Origin of the sequence: Caryophanon tenue (assembly GCF_001700315.1) — a bacterium.
Classification (GTDB): domain Bacteria; phylum Bacillota; class Bacilli; order Bacillales_A; family Planococcaceae; genus Caryophanon; species Caryophanon tenue.
Window position 1 is genome coordinate 1 of sequence record NZ_MASJ01000042.1, and the last position, 17848, is coordinate 17848.

The window sequence follows — 17848 nt, forward strand, 5'->3', positions numbered from 1 at the left end:
GTGCGTACCGTACAGGTGCGCTATTTTTTATAATTCGGGCTTACTGTGAATTGAAGGCGTATAACAAATTTTATTTTTGTATACGCCTTTTAAAATCTAATATACTAGATACTTTTAATAATTAAGTTTTGGTTTAATTTGAAATAGGGAATAAAATTTTAAATTGTTTTTGATTTAAAGGTAATAAACCGTGACTTGGAATAAACTTGTCCTTAATTTGTAAAGGGTGCTTTGGGAAGGTTTCTTTAGTATTTGGTCTGCCAAAATCGATTACTTTAAGTTTATATATATTTTTAGAAAATAACGTTCTTAGAGGATACTTTTGAAGAAGTGTAGGTATTCCCCACTTTTGACCGTTCTTTCCCCACGCTAAAATAACGAATTCAGATTGTTCAATTGCAAATTGAATATATTTATATGACTCATCATCTATGACGAAATCCTCTTTGCTTGTCCCCTTAGATTTGATGTAAGGACTTGAATTTACTACATATAAAGAACCGCAATCATTATATTTCGCCATCTGAATCATAAATTCTACTGTAGGATCATTAGAGCAAGTAGATGCATTACTAGGGTTCATTCCAAAAAACGTCATAATAGGTAACTTGCTATCCCAACATCTAGATAAAAAATAACGTTTATAGGTAGTTCGATTGGTTGTATCATTGGGATCGTATTGACTGTGAAATACGGCTGTATTGCTACCTAATTGAAATGGTGACAGAGGTTGTGAGGGTAGCGTTGATAATTGAGTTTGCAATACATTATGTCCTTTAGAGGATAGCCATTCTCTTAATTCTTCTTCAAATTCTTCCTTAGTAATTTGATCATCAAATTCGACTGAAGTGTTGAATTGTAATATCATAAATTTTTTTATAGCTCCTTTTTAAGAATAATTAAATAAACGATTTAGAGAGGTACTATGATGATAAAGAGTAGCGAAGTCTTAGGAATCGAATAAATGACGTAAAATAATTTCGTGAAGCCCCTCCAAAGTAATTATTTTTTGCTTGGAATACGATTGTATGATATAAAAGTTTTTTTCGTGTAAAATTAAATTAAAGTCTATGGGATTTAATGTCAATTTATAATCAGTAGCAATAGTTTCTATGATTTGTTTTCTAGAGATTATGTCGATTTCTATGGTTCTTAAAATTTTAACTATTTTATCTGCTCTAATAGTGTGATCTAAATTTGTTTTTGCAGTTGATATTCCACCTCCCATTGATCTAAATATAATGTTATCTATTTCTACTAATGCCATTCCCCCATTTTTTCTAATTATTGAAAGCTCTTTATCAGTGAATTTCTTACTTAAATTTGTAATGTTTTTTAATTGAAAAGGAGTTAAGAGAAAAGGCCAATTATTCTTCAGAATCTGTAATAGCTGCTGTTGTGAGAACTCAGTTCTATCCTCCAATTTGTGTTTGGTTACATCAATCAAATAGACTTCATTTTCTTTTAGCACAAAAAATAAAATATAATCGGATCTTTTAATAAAGCCATTCGGGTTTAATGTGTCCCCTAAATGTAAATGATGTATTCCCCAATCGTAGAGTAATAGGTCCTTCTGATGCGGTTTAACAGCCTTAATACTCAAATGTGGTATAAGGTTTTGTCCCTCTTTAAATTTCTGGATTACTTGTTTTAAATAGTGTCCATATGGTTTAGGTAATTGTTTGTTTTTTAACTCCGTTGAAAGATAGACCTTACGTTTTTGTATGCTTATAGATTTATCTGTTAAATTGAAAAATGCTCTTAATAAATCGTGAATATTGCTAACTGGATGTTTAAATCCTAAGTTTATAAACTTACTTATTAGGATTTTTTCTAAGTCTGCTATTAAATTCAAATAATCACCTCACTGTAAATGTATTTTTATTCTCTTCTATTATATAAGTAATAATCCTTTTAACTCTATAAAAGAAGATATTTCTTAAAATTAATTCAAAAAGTATATACAAAATAATCTATAGTGACTATTATTTATAAGTACAGTAGATATTAATAAAGATACTGTACTTATAAATAGGACAAAGGCTTATAACAAAGTAGAATGATGATTTATTAAAAAAAATCATTGTTATCCAGGTAAAGCGCTTAAAGACGCTGTAAAATAATACAGACTCCGTAGCAATTACATAGAACAACCTCAAAACAATACTTGTTTTGAGGTTGTTCTTTTTTATCATCATTTTGTGCATCACACGAAAAAGAAGTGTGAAGCCTGATATAAAGACGAAAGTCATTTTGCGCTCATGCATAGAATGTGCTACGATGCAAGTTGAGGTTGATTTTAGGAGGAACTGGACGTCATGACGAATGTTGATTTAAAGAAAATAGAGCAAGCAGTAAAAATGATTTTAGAAGCAGTGGGCGAAGATGTGAATCGTGAAGGTTTACAAGATACGCCAAAGCGTGTCTCAAAAATGTACGCTGAAATGTTTAGCGGTTTACAACAAGATCCTCGCGAGTATTTTAGCACCGTATTCCATGAAGATCATGAAGAGTTTGTCTTAGTAAAAGATATTTCTTTCCACTCAATGTGTGAGCATCATTTAGTACCGTTTTATGGCAAAGCGCATATTGCTTACATTCCGAAAGACGGCAAAGTTGCGGGCTTAAGTAAATTAGGTCGTTGTGTAGAAACGGTTGCACGCCGTCCGCAGTTACAAGAACGTATTACATCAACAGTAGCAGATACAATTATGGAAATGTTAGAGCCAAAAGGTGTTTATGTAGTCATTGAAGCAGAGCATATGTGTATGACGATGCGCGGACTGAAAAAGCCAGGCGCTAAAACGGTTACGTCGGTGGCACGTGGTGTTTATGAAGAAGATAATGTAAAGCGTCAAGAAATTATATCATTTATTCAAATGTCTTAATATGCAACGGGCATTGTGTTAGAATAGACAAAGACTATAGTGAATGAGGGGAGCTACTTACATGGCACAACCAGATTATATTGTGATTCAAGCCGAGGAAGATGGCGTACATGTTATCGGCTTAACACGTGGAACAGATACAAAATTCCATCATTCTGAAAAGCTAGATGCTGGCGAGGTAATGATTGCACAGTTTACAGAGCATACATCGGCGATGAAAATTCGTGGGAAAGCACAAATTCATACTGCACATGGTGTAATTGAAAGTGCGCCGAAAACGAAATAAGCACGTGAGCTAATTACTAAAAAAATTGCCAAAAAACGAGTATACTAGTGATAGAAAACATTGTCTAGGACGATGAGCGAAATGGAGTAAGAAGTATGAATGAAACATCCATTCAGCAGGCAATTGAACAGTTTAAACAAACCATTTATTCATATATTCAACATCCGTCACTTCAAACATATACAGGCACACCTGTATTAAATGAAAACCAGCTGTTTTATTTATTAATACCATTTTTTAATGATGAGCAGTGGACGGAAGAGCATCATGAAAGCGCTGTAACAGCAGCGATTGTAAGTACGGCGTTATACGAGCATGAAAAAATTACACAACAAGGTGGCATTTCAATTAAGCAACAAGTGATTGTATTAGCGGGCGACTTTTATAGTGGGCGCTATTATGAAGTGTTGGCGCACCGTGGCAATTTTAATATGGTTCGTGCGTTGTCTGAGGCAATTGTCCGTCGTTGTGAACAGCAAATTCAAGTGTATGAATGTCAACCAACGACGATTGATGAATGGCTTCATACAATGATGACAGTCGAAAGTGAACATATTACACAGTTTTATACAAACTATCAATTTACACATTATCGTGAGCTTGCACAGAAAAGTCTTCTATACTTACGTTTGCAGTCAGAGCTTGCCGCTAACAAAACAGGCGAAGCATCGTTAATTCTGACGCGCATGTTTGAAATGGAAGGCGACGTAAACGTGGTGTTACAGCAAAAGCTTCGTGCACTAGCTGCAGACATTCAGCAATTGATTGTACAATCGACAATGTCTGACGTGTTAAAGCAGCAAGCAACAGCACGTATACAGCTCAGTAACGTAGCACTAACACCAGTAATGAAAGAGGTATAGCACGTATGGTAAAGTCGAAAGAACAGCACGTACATGAAGTGTTTGAATCAATTTCTGAGAACTACGATAAAATGAACTCAGTGATTAGCTTTCAAATGCACGTGCAATGGCGTAAAGATACAATGCAGCGTATGGGTGTAAAACCTGGACAAAAAGCATTGGATATCTGCTGTGGCACAGCTGATTGGACAATTGCGTTAGCGAATGCGGTTGGTCCGACTGGCGAAGTCAAAGGGTTAGATTTTAGTGAAAGCATGCTAGAAGTGGGCAAGCAAAAAACACAAGACATGCCAAATGTCGAGTTAATTCATGGTAATGCAATGGAATTACCATTTGCCGACAATACATTTGATTATGTAACAATTGGTTTTGGGTTACGTAATGTACCTGATTATATGCAAGTATTACGTGAAATGCACCGCGTTGTAAAACCAGGTGGCATGGTCGTATGTCTTGAAACATCTCAATCGGAAATTCCGGTATATCGTCAACTATTCCGTTTTTACTTTAAATACATTATGCCTACATTCGGTAAGCTATTTGCGAAAAGCTTTAAAGAGTATTCTTGGTTACAAGAGTCGGCAAATGGGTTCCCAGGTATGAGTGAATTAGCGAATATGTTCCGACAAGCTGGACTTGAGGATGTTAGTTATCGTGCGTACAGTGGTGGAGCCGCTGCGATGCATTTAGGATATAAAAAACAATCATAAGTGAGGAAGGTTTGTTCACGTGGAAAAGATGAAGCTAGCGTTGCTGTATGCTGATTTTAAATCGGATATAGACATCATCGAAAAAGAATTAATACAAGCGTTGAACTCGTCTTCACATATGTTAAATGAAGCGTCTGTTCATTTAGTACAAGCAGGGGGCAAGCGGATTCGTCCAGTGTTTGTACTGCTTTGTGCGAAGTTTGGACAGTACGATATTCATCGTCTAAAGCATGTTGCAACACCGTTAGAATTAGTCCACATGGCATCACTTGTGCATGACGATGTAATTGATGATTCTAATATGCGACGTGGTCAGTATACGGTAAAAGCGCAGTGGAATAACCGCGTCGCTATGTATACAGGGGATTTCATTTTTGCGCGCGCATTGCAATCGCTTGCGCATATCGAAAATCCATTAGTACACCAAGTTCTAGCACATACAATGGTAGAGCTATGTAACGGTGAAGTGATTCAGATTGAAGATAAATTTCAACTCAACCAAAACTTAAAAACGTATTTCCGCCGCATTAAGCGAAAGACAGCTTTATTAATTGAATCAAGCTGTTATATGGGTGCACTTGCTGCAGGTGTCAACAAAAAAGATGCCATCCATTTAAAACGCTTTGGTTATTTTATCGGTATGAGCTTCCAAATTATTGATGATATTTTGGACTTCACGGCAACGGATAAAGAATTAGGCAAACCTGCAGGTAGTGATTTATTGAATGGTAATATTACATTACCCGTCATTTTAATGCAGCATGACCGACGTATTCATGAATATGTCGAGAAAATTCAAGCCGGTGTTTTAACCGAGGCAGAGCGACAAAATATGCTGACGCTTGTGCGTAATTCACCTGCGATTGATGAAGCACAACGTGTAAGTGAATTGTATTTACAAAAGGCGTTACGCGAAATCGACCAGTTACCAAAGCACCCGATGAAGCGAAAATTACGTGATATTGCGATGTTTATTTCAAAACGCGACTTCTAATTTATTAGAATGTCGTGTTTTTTCATGAAATGGACAAATCACGCCAATAAAATAGTGCAAAATCGAGCGAAACGATAACATTTTGTTGAATAACGAAGCCTCTTTTGATAGAATTAGACGGTAGGGAAATGTCCCTTTATACAGATTCTAAGGAGTGTATTTACACATGGCAATCGAAAAAACTTTCTTAATGGTTAAACCAGATGGCGTAGAACGTCAAGTAATCGGTGATATCGTAGACCGCTTTGAGCGTCGCGGTTTTGAATTAAAAGGCGCTAAATTAATGGTAGCTTCAAAAGAATTAGCTGAAAAGCACTACGCTGAGCACGCTGAGCGTCCATTCTTCGGTGAATTAGTAGACTTCATCACTTCTGGTCCAGTATTCGCTATGGTTTGGGAAGGCGAAAACGTAATCAAATTAGCACGTACTATGATGGGTGCTACAAAACCAGAAGATTCAAACCCTGGTACAATCCGTGGCGACTTCGCTACAACTTTATCTCACAACATCATCCACGGTTCTGACTCTCTTGCATCTGCAGAGCGTGAAATCGGTTTATGGTTCGGTTCTGAATTAGTATAATTCGCCGAACTGAAGAGATTGTACTTCGAATTGTACTTTAATAAAAATACTAATTTTACCTTCTAACAAATTCTATTTGTTAGGGGGTTTTTTTGTGTCCAATTCTTATAACAAAATTACAACGGACGTAGATTTAGAGTTGTTAAAACTAACGTCAGCAAAACAGCAATTAAATAATATTAAGAGAAATGAGCACAAAATTGCAGCTTTATTAGAGGAGGCTGTACAACATCACACAATCAAAATAAGCCATGCCATGAAGATAGTTAATCAACAATGGATAATTAATGGTATGAGACCGAGAACGATTGATAGCTATAATTACACTTTCGGAAAATTTATTGAAGTAACTGGAATTGAATACATCGAGGAAATCGATTCAGCTAAGATTTATGACTACTTGGGGAGTTTAACAAATGTAAAAGATGTGACAATACAAGCACGTTTAAAACAAATTAAAGCCATATTAGGGCGCTTTCATGATAACGGATGGATTCCAGTAAAGTTTTGGAAGCATATAAAAATAAAGGTGAATTCAGACTTGTTAGAGGCATCTACAGAAAATGATGTAGCAATATTATTATCATTACTTGATAAATCAACTTATTCTGGGTTTCGTGACTCAGTAGCAATTATGTTGATGTATAAATGTGGAATCCGTATTAAAACTTTAGGGTTATTAGAGATTAAGCATATTGACTTTGAAAATAAATTATTACGCTTAGATGGATCAGTTTTAAAAAGTCACAAACCACAACTGTTACCACTTGATGATGATTTATGTGCATTGCTACAAGAGTTAATTAAACAAAACCTAATCTTAAGTAAGCAGCGCAAGCGTAAAAATACGCATTTGTTCTTGTCTTATTTGGCAATACCAATATGCAAAACAGTATCTCCATCAAATGCTATTGCTAAAAACTTATGGCAATACAATAAGAAGTGGGGATTAAAAATTACTTGTCATGGTCTCCGTAGAGCTTATGCCCAAAATTTAATCAAGCGAGGCGCAGACATCAACTTAGTATCAGCAGCATTAAACCATTCAGACTTAACATCCACGACTAAATATTTAGGATTGTCGCTGAATAAGGTTGCACAAGAGTTACGAGATTATCTTTAAACAATAAAAAATGGTTGCTAGTGCGTCAACACCAACAACCGGTAAAACTGAATAACACTAAAATACGCCTGCAAGCAATATTAAGTGTGTTTATGTATAAAGTATATCAATTCCTTTTTTAAAATTCAATAAAAAAAGGTTTATTTGAGCATGTCTTTATTTTTATATTTAATATTTTAGTGTTATTCGCACATAAAAGGAGCGAATTAACATGACAACTTATGCAAAAGAGAGAAAATACGACAAGTTATCTAACTTTACGTCATTAAAAGACTTCAACGATCAATTTGAACAGGTAATGATTGATGTAAAGGATCAATTTACTAAATCAGAATACATCGCATTAAACAAGCTACGTAAATTTGCTGGTAGTGACATTGTAGGTGTCGCATGGGTAAAGTTACAAAAGGTTGTTTCTTCGACGTGGGCTGAGACGATTGGTGTATCGCGTTCTACATTTGAACGTATGATTCGTAAAGCTCGTAAACTTAATCTCATTGCAGTTGTTAATCAATCGCGTAAAAATGGATCACAGACACATAACGTTTATGTATTCCGTCGTGCAGATGAAATCATTTTACCTCAAGCAGAAACTGAAATTGTGTCAAATTCTCACACAATTGACGTAGCCGAACCACTGAAAATTGACGCACCAATAACTAATATTCTTATTAAACTACCAAAATTAAAAGATAAAGAGAATACGTATGCTACGCAGTCGGTAAGCGAGGTTAACGATAATGTTGATTTAGAACCTAAGTCTGTAATACCATATGAACGTTTTAAAGCATATGTATCTAATTTCATTACAGATAAAACAATTGCAAGCAAGTTATACGGTATTTATCGCGCTCATACATGCAAACTAATAGCAGCACCAGACATTGACATTGCATTTGAGGCACTAAAAGAAACATTACGCAAGTATAAGCAAGGTAAAGTACGCTCGATTACGGGTTATTTTAACGGCACTCTAAGCAATATGATTGATAATTACATGTTAGAGCAAGTATTTGTAGCGCGAGAAGAGTTTGAGAAAGAACATGACTTTTTATTAAACGATGCAGATTTACCAGAGTGGCTACAAAGTGGGGAGCAGGAACAATCAACAGAATGTCAACGTTTACTGTTTGAGCGTTTTGGTATAACAGGATAGTTTATATAGTTTTCTGATAACGTAGAGAACGTTGTGAGAGCATTTTAAACATGCATTGAATGAATGGTCATTGTAATTTAAGCAGCCTTACAGATAATGCTACGTAGTAGAAATAGGATACGCAAACGATGCGTGAGTGTCCCAGAACATAACACGTTGAGGTCAAATCTAACCCTCCTTATATATATATTTGTGGTCGTTTTGAGTGACTACAATTTAATAAGGTATTGCAAATATGCAACAGGTTCAAGTTGAACGGTTTAGTATCGTGAATTGAAAAAGGACTAGCTACTATAAGCTAATCCTTCTCCCATCATTCTGAAAAATAGATTCTTAATTGTGGCTCTATGTCCTCTTTGTATTTAATGATATGTCCAATATCAAAGTTTTCATCAGGCATGAGTCTATTCATTGCGTTAAGTATATCATTTAATGTTTCGAATTTAATCGCCTTACTGTCACCTTTTGCTAGATCAGAAAGAGTAGAAGGTCTAACTTTTGCTTCAACTGCAATTGCATTTTTAGTTAGATTTTTACCTCGTTCTTCAAGTTCCTTTAGTGTTTGGCTCAGTGTAATTTCTACTACCATGTATTATCACTCCTTTTTTTAAAATTATAACTTGAAAACTTTTTTTCGTAAACCTATTGCAGTTAAACGAAATTCGTTATATAATTTTTAATATAGTTAAACGAAATTAGTTAAACTATTTAGGTTTGAAATTATAACACAAAGGGGATCATTAAACATGGAAAAAACTTTACAAGAAGTATTACCAGAAGTAGTAGTTAATCCAAAGCAAGCATTCAACGTATCGGTATCAATCAAACTTATAACAGATGCAGATGTGCCAGCGTCTATCCCTTACTTACTTTATATCGGGGACGTTGTAGAAGTCGGTACGGAATCAGTTGAGCTGACAGATGAAAACATTAACCAATTCGCATCTACGTACACAAGTGACATGATTGAATATCCAGAGTTTTTAACGCAAGATATGCAAATTAGTATGGACGGTCTCGACAATCTTAAATACGAATACGTAGGATCATCATTTGAGCATGTTAACGGGCATGTAGAGTACGAAATTGGTGTACTGCTTACTGTTAATGCTTATGACGCTGATCACGCTTATGACGTATGTGAGGAGCTAATTAATAGCCACGCAATGCACGTATCTGATTTCAAGCACAATGATGAGACAAACGACATTTACGCTCATGTGAAGGTTTTACAAATTGAATCAGTAACGGTAGAGGACGTTATTTGATGCTACTACAAGTATACATGGACTTTTACAACGTAACTACGATGCATGAGCTGGAGCAAGTACTGATGAACGTATACAAAGGCTTATATAGCTAATACAAGTATGGGATGCGTATTTTTATCTACGTGTCTCATACATTTTTCGTTTCAATCAATATATGTCTAAATTGTGAAATATTATAAAAATATATTTACTTATTTGTTTTTATATGTTAAAATTATTAAATTTTTCAATTATCTGTTCGATATATAAGAGGGAAACAAAAATTGTGATATTTCACTTCGGAGGGTATACACTGAATTACAAAAATCGTGATATTTTCAGGAAATAAGGGATATATAGAAAATCGAAATAAAAATCATGTTCAACGTTACAGCCACAAGGGATTGAGGAGTTTTATCTGAAAAAGTTACCTTGATATTTTGGGTTCAAGCGTACACTTTTAGGAACAAAAACTATGATATTTTGAGGAAATAGGGGATGTAATTACTAAGTTTATAATTAATAAATAATAAGTTAATATATCGGGATCAGCAAATTAAAATTAGCCAATCCCTGACAATCACAACTATTTTCTTTTTTCTATTTTTTTATCTATTTATTAAATTATTAAACATTAAATTAAAAGGGGAAATTTGATTAGTGAATTACACATTAAACAGTATCAAAATTAATAGCAACTGGTTTGACGATGATAGAAGAAAGAAAAGTGTTTATAGCAAAATAGGTTACAAAGGGTTGAATTTATACTTCCAACTATACAAATTTAGATTACATAGACAAGATGATGAGCATACATTTATAACCTCAATCGCATATCTACGGAAGGAAACAGGTTATACAACTGATGAAGTATTCGATCTTCTCAAGAAGTTGAAATCTGCAAAGATTATTAAGGTAAATAATTATAGCAGGTGGGATTACTTGCTTGATAATGGTCAAGTTAAAGATAAGGAACTTTTACATATTACGGCACTCGATACGTTTCCAATTGAAGATTATAAGAAGGAAGATAGCCGCTTCTATATTTACGTACCATTGGATTTATTCAACATTTATCAATCCAAAGGGTTAAATGAGAAGTATTATGCGTTGTACTGTTTAATTGAGAAGTGGTCACAGAACATGGAAGGAAAAATGTACATGTCAATTGAGAAGATGGCTACAGTATTAGGGTTTGATAAAGATTACATTAACAAAATGATTCATGAAATGAATCGTAATTATTTACTGGCTTCCCGTAGACGTAAACGCACAGATCGACAAGGATACCGATTTGAACATTACATATTAGACAGTACCGACAAAAATGAAGTTGAGAAGTTTACGGCGACACACAAAGAAACGATGGATAAATTTGCATAGAAATAACAAGTGTGAACATTGCTTTTCAAAAAAAGGATTAGCTGTTAATCTAAGGTAGCTAAACGAGGTTATATACACGAGCTATTTTATTTAATCATAGGAGGTATGTACTTAAACATGAAAGAAATCATTGATTACGAGCTAAAATCTATTCGCATTCAAGAAACTAATCCAGATGGCACAGAATTAGTAAAGTATATTAATTATAATGAATATCACCAACAATACATAGCAACACGTGGTAAAGGAGAACGTCGTTATAACATTACAAATACATTGTATGGTTATTTGTACACTCGTATTGTTATTACAGATTATGAGACTAATAAAAAAACTGAACGCATATTTAAGTTCCCTAAAACTGAAGAAGAATCACAGCTTTTAGATTGGCGACATTTTGACTTGAAGCATAATGAAGAGAAAAAGCGATGGGAAAAACAGGTGCGAAGAAAACAAATAGTAAGGTTTATTTTAAAATGCTTTCCACCACCATACAAATATGAAGGAGATTCTAGTACATGGGTAATGCAATGCTATCATAATGGGGTGGATAAGCACTACTTAACGGTGTTTGGGGATGATGTAGAAGCAGCAGCAGATACTTTAAGTATAGTTAATGGGAAAATGATTCGCTTTGATCCGTCAAAAGATGGTGGTTATCATGCATGGTTTAAAAATGGTAAACGATACAAATTAACGAAATCAGAAATCAATTGATAATTCTACATAGATACTACCTGTAAGCTGATTTATCATATTATCTAATGTATGTATTATACAAAATAAAAATTAAAAAGGAAGAAAGAGGATATTATTTATGGCAAAACAAGTAAAAAATAATGGAGTTTATATTCGTACTATTGAGGCAGCAGTAATTTGGGAGGTTAATAATCGAGGTAATAAAGCTCAGGATAACTATACAGGTTACATTCCACATTCTTTAGAGCTGATGAAATTATCGAAGGTGGGTATTGATAAGTTTATAAAACGATTGAAGCCAAAATTAGATGCTGATGGTAATGAAATGAAAAATGATAAGGGTAAAGTGATTCGTGCACCTCAGCCAGAAAGTGTTAAAAATTTAGATAAGCGTACACTTCAAAATATTAGCCGTTTCTATACCGATGACGTGATTAACGTCAAATTTAAAAGCAAGGTTCACGATCTAAAAGGTGTGATTGCGAATACTAATAAGCGTTACGATAATAAAATTGAAGCAGCAAAAAGTGAGGAAGAAGTAAACGCGTTAAATAAAGAGCGAGATGAACGAATTAAAGAAATCACGGCTAGAGCAGATGGTGGTTGGAGTGAAATTATCAATACAGACGAGTTACGTGATTCAATGTATAAAGATGGATTCACTTTTAAGAATTACAAAGGTGAAATGATTACATATCGTCCATATAAACGTAGTAGCGCAAAGGCTCGTACAGGTGAAATCCTATTCATCAGAGAAGAGTTATTAGATGAAATGACTAAATGGTCACGAATGAGCTTGGAACTCTCAGAGGATGTAGAAATTGATTTAGCGGCATGGTCAGCATATGAAGCACTTGTTGCATCAGCAATTGAAGGAACAATTGAAATTAATCCTAAAAACATCTTATTGATTAGTGATGTGGAATCAGTATTTACACAGGAAGCTATTACAATCAATACAGTAAAAGATGAAAACGGAAAGTCTATCCTTCAATCTAAAACAGATGCTAATGCAGAAATTAAAAATAGTTTGTTTGATGGGCAGGGCTTACTTGATTCATCATACTTTACAGGCAAATATGAAGGTAAGGGTATGATGTTAACACGTCAACATTTCTGGAAGTCGGCATTATTTAACACAAATATTGAGCAATTTATGCGAGATGAATTTGGCGATGCAGCATATGAAACAGATACGATCAAAGATATGTTGGGCAATAAAATTAAGATTAAAGACGTGAAATGCATCGTTACACCTAGTTCTTTAAAGATTTTTAAGTTTAGTTTTATTAAAGGGTCAGACAAAGAGATGTATAAGCACTGGAAAAGCATTGTTAAAGGTGAGAAGAATGTGTTTGGTGTATGTAAAAGTGAGTATGCTTCAAAGCGCGGCTCAATTGAAGGTAAACCTTTAAACCAGATGTCTTATCAGATGCTTAATTCACTTCCAATAACAAAAGATAAAACGACAAAACTATGCCAATTTGAAATTGATTATATCAATGACATGAAGGAAAGTGATGATAAGTTTATCGAATACTTAGTAGATACAGCGACAATGATGAATAGCAATGACATGATTGTTGACTTATATAATCGTAATTGTAAGTTTGCTAAGACGGATTTATTCATCACATTCAAGAAAAATGCGATGAGTGAATATGCAAAACGAATGAGAAAAGGGAAGTTACGTATCGTAGGTGACTATTGCGTATTAGTCGGAAATCCATATGAAATGCTTTTACATAGTATTAATAAGTTAAATTTACATAATTTAAAGTCTCATACTTTAGAAAAAAATCAAGTACATACTAAGTTATTTGATGATGGTGAGGAACTAGCTGGATTCCGTAACCCTCATACGAGTGCAAATAATATCTTACATGCTCAAAACGTACATAATAAAAAAATCGATACATACTTTAACTTTACTAATAATATTGTAGCAGTAAATGCAATTGAGTTTGCGCTCCAAGATTTATTAAGTGGTTGCGACTACGATAGTGATACGGCACTGCTCACGAATAATGATATTATCGTTGATGTAGCAAAAAAGAATACTTCTCAGGTGTGCTTAAATAAAGTGTCAGCTACCTCAAATACATATAAATTAACAGCGTTAAATAGAAGTGAAGTTGACAAAGCAATCGCTTCTGATGTTATTGGTAGTATCGTGAACGTTGGACAAGCTGCTCAATCAGTTATGTATGATGCTATCTATAATTATGATAAGGATACAGCTAAAATCATGAAAGAAGTGATTGAGATTGTATCTGTAGCTTCTACGATTGCAATTGATGGAGCTAAAAAGTCATACGACATTGAAATAGATAAAGAATTAAAACGATTAGATAAGCTAGTTAGAACTAAGTTGAGAAATAGTAAGTTCCCTTTATTTATGGAACGAAAATCAAATAGCACTCAATACGATACTACGATGGATTACGTTTACAAGAAATTTAAAGTGGAGAAAGAAAATGAAGACGGTGTCCAACGGGCTAAAGTAATTAAAGCCGCTGATCGTATTGATATGATGACTTTAGTTAATAAAGCAGGTATTGATGGGAAAGCATTTAAAATTGCTCAAGCAGATGATAAGCAAGAAAAAGAGGTGTTAGAGATTGTAAATGAGTACATCAATAATACAAATCAATTACAATCTATTGTAGACAATCAAAATAGTAAAGAAGAATTAAAGAAGACGATTAAGCGAGAGTTAAGAGTGGAAGCAGAAGAAATGCAGAAGCGTTTGACGAAACGTACTATTAAGCCTGTAACGTTATACGCTATTCTTTATCATCTATTCGAGGTGGAAAGTACAGAAGAATCGGTGTTGAAAGTAATGAATGTAATTTATAAAACACATAAAAAACAATTTGTCAATGCATTTTTAGGCGAAAATGAGCAAGAAAAGTAGAACCTTTACATCAAAAAGTTAAGTTTGTCAAGGGTTCGGGAGTGTTTTTTTAGTGGGTATATGGAGAGAGTGTGAGCTTTTTCCAACTTACATAATTAATAATTTCCTCCTTTTAAATCGTGTTGGTTACTGCTATACAGGGTGGTAGCCAGCACAACCCTTTTTAAATGAGGATATTAATTATTTTTTAACTTATTTTTTTAACTTAAAAAAGTACATATTTATCTAATATAACAATAACACGAAATGAGGTGTGTTGTAAACAAAAAAGAAAGGAAAATCAAAATGAATTACGAACAAAAGTGTGAGCTTCATCACAAAATGAAATTGAAGCGCATCAAGCAAAAAGATTTAGCCAAGTTAATTGGTTGCAGCAACAGCTGGATTAGTCAATTCTTTGCCGACAAGGTGCAACTAAGTGAGCATGACTTACAAACAATCACAGAATACATCAACAACAAATAACATATAAAAGGGGAAATTAAAGTATGACAACATTAAAATTAGAAGAACAATTAGACGGTGTATGCATTATCAAAGCATTATTAAAAGATGATGTAGAGGAAGTATTGAGCTACGTTAAACGATGTGATACAGACCTCAATCAAATGATTGCTAAGTCTCGTTCCATTATCGAATCGTTAAAAGAATTATATGAGGAATTGTATGATACGCAAGCAGGGGAGCTATTTGTTGACCGTTTAGATGAGTGCAAAACTTACTATTACAACAAAGGTTCTATTGCATGGGAAAGTGACCTGAGTTTTATTGACGCAATTTACTGGATGTGTGACGCAACTTTATACCATAGTAAAAAAATCGTTTTAGATAGCTGTTTAACAGTGTTTGGAAATAGCTTTATTGATTTATTTAGTAGCGTAGAGCCAGATAAGTTGTCAATCAAAGACCAATTATCAGCATTTATTTATGACGATGAGTTACTTCAGGAATTTATGACAAAATTAGATGAAGATGATTTAGAGGATATGGTCGACGAGCTGACTGACAAAATGATTAACGTACATAAGTTTTATTTTGGTTATGGTGACGATGATTTTAGTAGCGTATCAATTGATGCTATCTCATGTTGTTGCGAAAGTTTTTACGAGAATCGACATAAATTAGGTATGCCATTTAAATCAAGTGGTTACATGACGATGATTAAGTTTTTAGACGAGGCGATTCAAAAGAAATTTATGACGAAACAGCAAATTGATGAAATGCTTGAAACGCTATTTGACGACGAAAACTTTACGTATATTACTGATTTCAACTGTTAAATTTGAACTGTAAAAAACTCCATTAATAGGCTGTCCAGTGAGGCAGACATGGATATTAAAAATAAAAAAATATCCAAAGGGGACAAGAAAATTATGACAAAACAAGTATTAGAAGCAGTATCGGTATTAAAATTAGAGGCAGTAGACAAGGAATTTACAGTGTATGGAAGCGTAGAAGAACCATTGATTTTAGCGAAGGAAGTAGCTGAGTGGATTGATAATAAGCAGCCTACACAAATGGTTGAACTTGTTGATGACGATGAAAAGCTGAAGTGTTTAGTACACACATCAGGTCAAAAACGTGAAATGTGGTTCTTAACAGATGACGGTGTATACGAAGTCCTCATGCAATCACGTAAACCAGTTGCAAAAGCCGTTAAAAAGGAAGTAAAGGCAATCTTAAAACAATTACGTAAGGAAGGTGTAGTTGTATCAGATTCTGCCACATATGAGCAAGTAATTTATAATGTGGATTTGTTTATGGCAAATTTAAATAACTATGACATTACTAAGCTATATGACTTAGTTGCTGAGTTCTTACAACATCATCGAGCTAATAAGACACGACTTCCGTATAAATATAAGTCGAAAGCTCGACACGGCAATAAGAAATATAAATCACATATTGAGTCAATGGAAGAAGTACGTGATGAGTTAGTGGCGTGGTTAAATGTGCGAATTGATAGTTATGGGCATCAACAGATTGGATTAGCTACAGAGTTAATTCGAGTACGTGAGATGGTACGTGTAAGTGTGGAAAATATGCGTTATCGTACAGCAGCTACAAGCAAATAATACATAAAAATATATGTCGGAACTTTTTCCGAGATGTCAAATACATAATACATACATATCAAGGCATTTGCGTTTAATTACGTGAGTGCCTTTTCTAATTAAAAAAAAGGGTAAAGGTGGAAAATTTTATTATGAATGAAATTGTACAGGAATTATTAAAAGAAATTGATTTAGACAAGTTATATGAAATCCCGAACTATAGCAACTATGCAGCAGATTTAAGGAATGGACGTATTTTTAACAAGGTAACGCAAAAATGGGTAACGGCTAGTCCGAGTAAAATAGGTTATTGTTATGCACATGTAAAAAGTGATAGTGGAATTGCGTCATCAATTGGAGTACATGTACTAATTATGTCAGCGGCATTAGATGGTTTTGATTGGAAAAAGTTTAATTTAGAAGTTGATCACGTAGACTTTGATCGTTCAAATAACTCGATTTTAAATCTAATGTTAGCACCACGAGCAGTTAACCGTGCTAGACGTAAGATGGCTAAAAATACAAAGCGATTAGATACAAATGTAATTGATGATTTACGACAAGAGTATAAGGAATTGATACATGGTACTAAACATGATTGGTGTGTGCAGAAAGCAACAGAATATGGTGTTAGTTACCGTTGTATTCAAAATAATGTATTGGGTTATAACAATAAGGGGGTTATTTAACATGGCAGAAAAGAAATTGAATGTAATTAATGAGACAGACCACAAAACATATAAAGTAACGCTCTCAACTGATAATTTATCGTACTTTTTATATGTTAGTGCTATGGACGCTTATGATGCTTTTAACTCTATTAAAGATAGTTTAAATCATATAGATTTTATACGTGCAGAACGAAATGAAGATGATGACAAACAAGGGTTTTGTTATGTTAAATCAAACACAGTGAGAGAGATTTTTATACATATTTAAAAT

At 34.0% G+C, this 17848-nt stretch carries 20 protein-coding genes; 17 read left to right on the forward strand and 3 right to left on the reverse strand.

The window, feature by feature from the left end:
* Positions 1-133: 133 nt before the first annotated feature.
* Both A6M13_RS15360 and A6M13_RS15365 read right to left on the reverse strand, forming a co-directional pair.
* On the reverse strand, positions 134-868 hold the full coding sequence (locus tag A6M13_RS15360) for a DUF1643 domain-containing protein (protein WP_066548540.1): 735 nt from the start codon (positions 866-868) through the stop codon (positions 134-136).
* 81 nt (positions 869-949) lie between these two features.
* Positions 950-1855: a hypothetical protein gene (locus A6M13_RS15365; protein ID WP_066548542.1), complete on the reverse strand. Its 906-nt coding sequence runs from the start codon at positions 1853-1855 to the stop codon at positions 950-952.
* Positions 1856-2318: 463 nt separating this feature from the next.
* Here A6M13_RS15365 and folE point away from each other — a divergent pair, with 463 nt between their 5' ends.
* The 8 genes from folE (at position 2319) to A6M13_RS15405 (ending at position 8603) form a co-directional block, all read left to right on the forward strand.
* Positions 2319-2888, forward strand: a complete 570-nt coding sequence (gene folE, locus A6M13_RS15370; RefSeq protein WP_066548544.1) for a GTP cyclohydrolase I FolE — start codon at positions 2319-2321, stop codon at positions 2886-2888.
* 61 nt (positions 2889-2949) lie between these two features.
* On the forward strand, positions 2950-3174 hold the full coding sequence (mtrB, locus tag A6M13_RS15375; protein ID WP_066548547.1) for a trp RNA-binding attenuation protein MtrB: 225 nt from the start codon (positions 2950-2952) through the stop codon (positions 3172-3174).
* Positions 3175-3269: 95 nt separating this feature from the next.
* A complete protein-coding gene (locus A6M13_RS15380) occupies positions 3270-4037 on the forward strand; it encodes a heptaprenyl diphosphate synthase component 1 (RefSeq protein ID WP_066548549.1) in 768 nt (255 codons plus the stop codon).
* 5 nt (positions 4038-4042) lie between these two features.
* Entirely contained in the window at positions 4043-4747 is a 705-nt protein-coding gene (locus A6M13_RS15385; protein ID WP_066548552.1) for a demethylmenaquinone methyltransferase, read from the forward strand.
* Positions 4748-4766: 19 nt separating this feature from the next.
* On the forward strand, positions 4767-5741 hold the full coding sequence (locus A6M13_RS15390; RefSeq protein ID WP_066548555.1) for a polyprenyl synthetase family protein: 975 nt from the start codon (positions 4767-4769) through the stop codon (positions 5739-5741).
* Positions 5742-5907: 166 nt separating this feature from the next.
* Complete coding sequence (ndk, locus tag A6M13_RS15395) at positions 5908-6324, forward strand: nucleoside-diphosphate kinase (protein ID WP_066548557.1); 417 nt, start codon at positions 5908-5910, stop codon at positions 6322-6324.
* A 94-nt stretch (positions 6325-6418) separates the two neighbouring features.
* Complete coding sequence (locus tag A6M13_RS15400; protein ID WP_083998411.1) at positions 6419-7447, forward strand: tyrosine-type recombinase/integrase; 1029 nt, start codon at positions 6419-6421, stop codon at positions 7445-7447.
* A gap of 211 nt (positions 7448-7658) precedes the next feature.
* A complete protein-coding gene (locus A6M13_RS15405) occupies positions 7659-8603 on the forward strand; it encodes a hypothetical protein (RefSeq protein WP_066548559.1) in 945 nt (314 codons plus the stop codon).
* Between the two features lie 313 nt (positions 8604-8916).
* Here the strand turns inward: A6M13_RS15405 and A6M13_RS15410 are convergent, their stop codons facing one another.
* Positions 8917-9192, reverse strand: coding sequence for a helix-turn-helix domain-containing protein (locus tag A6M13_RS15410; protein WP_066548561.1), 276 nt, complete (start codon positions 9190-9192; stop codon positions 8917-8919).
* Between the two features lie 157 nt (positions 9193-9349).
* Between A6M13_RS15410 and A6M13_RS15415 the strand changes: the two genes are divergently transcribed.
* The 9 genes from A6M13_RS15415 to A6M13_RS15455 all read left to right on the forward strand — a co-directional run bounded on the left by A6M13_RS15415 (position 9350) and on the right by A6M13_RS15455 (position 17845).
* Positions 9350-9871, forward strand: a complete 522-nt coding sequence (locus tag A6M13_RS15415) for a hypothetical protein (protein ID WP_066548564.1) — start codon at positions 9350-9352, stop codon at positions 9869-9871.
* 924 nt (positions 9872-10795) lie between these two features.
* Positions 10796-11236: a hypothetical protein gene (locus tag A6M13_RS16155; RefSeq protein ID WP_141680982.1), complete on the forward strand. Its 441-nt coding sequence runs from the start codon at positions 10796-10798 to the stop codon at positions 11234-11236.
* A gap of 117 nt (positions 11237-11353) precedes the next feature.
* Complete coding sequence (locus A6M13_RS15425; protein ID WP_066548570.1) at positions 11354-11953, forward strand: hypothetical protein; 600 nt, start codon at positions 11354-11356, stop codon at positions 11951-11953.
* 100 nt (positions 11954-12053) lie between these two features.
* Positions 12054-14852 (forward strand): hypothetical protein, encoded by a 2799-nt coding sequence (locus tag A6M13_RS15430; protein ID WP_066548573.1) that lies wholly within the window; start codon positions 12054-12056, stop codon positions 14850-14852.
* A 285-nt stretch (positions 14853-15137) separates the two neighbouring features.
* Complete coding sequence (locus tag A6M13_RS15435; protein WP_066548575.1) at positions 15138-15317, forward strand: helix-turn-helix domain-containing protein; 180 nt, start codon at positions 15138-15140, stop codon at positions 15315-15317.
* A gap of 23 nt (positions 15318-15340) precedes the next feature.
* Positions 15341-16132, forward strand: a complete 792-nt coding sequence (locus A6M13_RS15440) for a hypothetical protein (protein WP_066548578.1) — start codon at positions 15341-15343, stop codon at positions 16130-16132.
* Positions 16133-16225: 93 nt separating this feature from the next.
* Positions 16226-16927, forward strand: a complete 702-nt coding sequence (locus tag A6M13_RS15445) for a BRO-N domain-containing protein (RefSeq protein WP_066548584.1) — start codon at positions 16226-16228, stop codon at positions 16925-16927.
* 131 nt (positions 16928-17058) lie between these two features.
* Positions 17059-17595: an HNH endonuclease gene (locus A6M13_RS15450; RefSeq protein WP_066548587.1), complete on the forward strand. Its 537-nt coding sequence runs from the start codon at positions 17059-17061 to the stop codon at positions 17593-17595.
* 1 nt (position 17596) lies between these two features.
* Positions 17597-17845, forward strand: coding sequence for a hypothetical protein (locus A6M13_RS15455; protein ID WP_066548590.1), 249 nt, complete (start codon positions 17597-17599; stop codon positions 17843-17845).
* Positions 17846-17848 lie beyond the last annotated feature (3 nt).

What these genes read in the sequence shown, in the direction of transcription:
- A6M13_RS15360 (WP_066548540.1), bottom strand. Translation starts at nt 868, where the DNA reads ATGATATTACAATTCAACACTTCAGTCGAATTTGATGATCAAATTACT.
- folE (WP_066548544.1), top strand. Translation starts at nt 2,319, where the DNA reads ATGACGAATGTTGATTTAAAGAAAATAGAGCAAGCAGTAAAAATGATT.
- mtrB (WP_066548547.1), top strand. Translation starts at nt 2,950, where the DNA reads ATGGCACAACCAGATTATATTGTGATTCAAGCCGAGGAAGATGGCGTA.
- A6M13_RS15380 (WP_066548549.1), top strand. Translation starts at nt 3,270, where the DNA reads ATGAATGAAACATCCATTCAGCAGGCAATTGAACAGTTTAAACAAACC.
- A6M13_RS15385 (WP_066548552.1), top strand. Translation starts at nt 4,043, where the DNA reads ATGGTAAAGTCGAAAGAACAGCACGTACATGAAGTGTTTGAATCAATT.
- ndk (WP_066548557.1), top strand. Translation starts at nt 5,908, where the DNA reads ATGGCAATCGAAAAAACTTTCTTAATGGTTAAACCAGATGGCGTAGAA.
- A6M13_RS15405 (WP_066548559.1), top strand. Translation starts at nt 7,659, where the DNA reads ATGACAACTTATGCAAAAGAGAGAAAATACGACAAGTTATCTAACTTT.
- A6M13_RS15410 (WP_066548561.1), bottom strand. Translation starts at nt 9,192, where the DNA reads ATGGTAGTAGAAATTACACTGAGCCAAACACTAAAGGAACTTGAAGAA.
- A6M13_RS15415 (WP_066548564.1), top strand. Translation starts at nt 9,350, where the DNA reads ATGGAAAAAACTTTACAAGAAGTATTACCAGAAGTAGTAGTTAATCCA.
- A6M13_RS15425 (WP_066548570.1), top strand. Translation starts at nt 11,354, where the DNA reads ATGAAAGAAATCATTGATTACGAGCTAAAATCTATTCGCATTCAAGAA.
- A6M13_RS15430 (WP_066548573.1), top strand. Translation starts at nt 12,054, where the DNA reads ATGGCAAAACAAGTAAAAAATAATGGAGTTTATATTCGTACTATTGAG.
- A6M13_RS15435 (WP_066548575.1), top strand. Translation starts at nt 15,138, where the DNA reads ATGAATTACGAACAAAAGTGTGAGCTTCATCACAAAATGAAATTGAAG.
- A6M13_RS15440 (WP_066548578.1), top strand. Translation starts at nt 15,341, where the DNA reads ATGACAACATTAAAATTAGAAGAACAATTAGACGGTGTATGCATTATC.
- A6M13_RS15445 (WP_066548584.1), top strand. Translation starts at nt 16,226, where the DNA reads ATGACAAAACAAGTATTAGAAGCAGTATCGGTATTAAAATTAGAGGCA.
- A6M13_RS15450 (WP_066548587.1), top strand. Translation starts at nt 17,059, where the DNA reads ATGAATGAAATTGTACAGGAATTATTAAAAGAAATTGATTTAGACAAG.
- A6M13_RS15455 (WP_066548590.1), top strand. Translation starts at nt 17,597, where the DNA reads ATGGCAGAAAAGAAATTGAATGTAATTAATGAGACAGACCACAAAACA.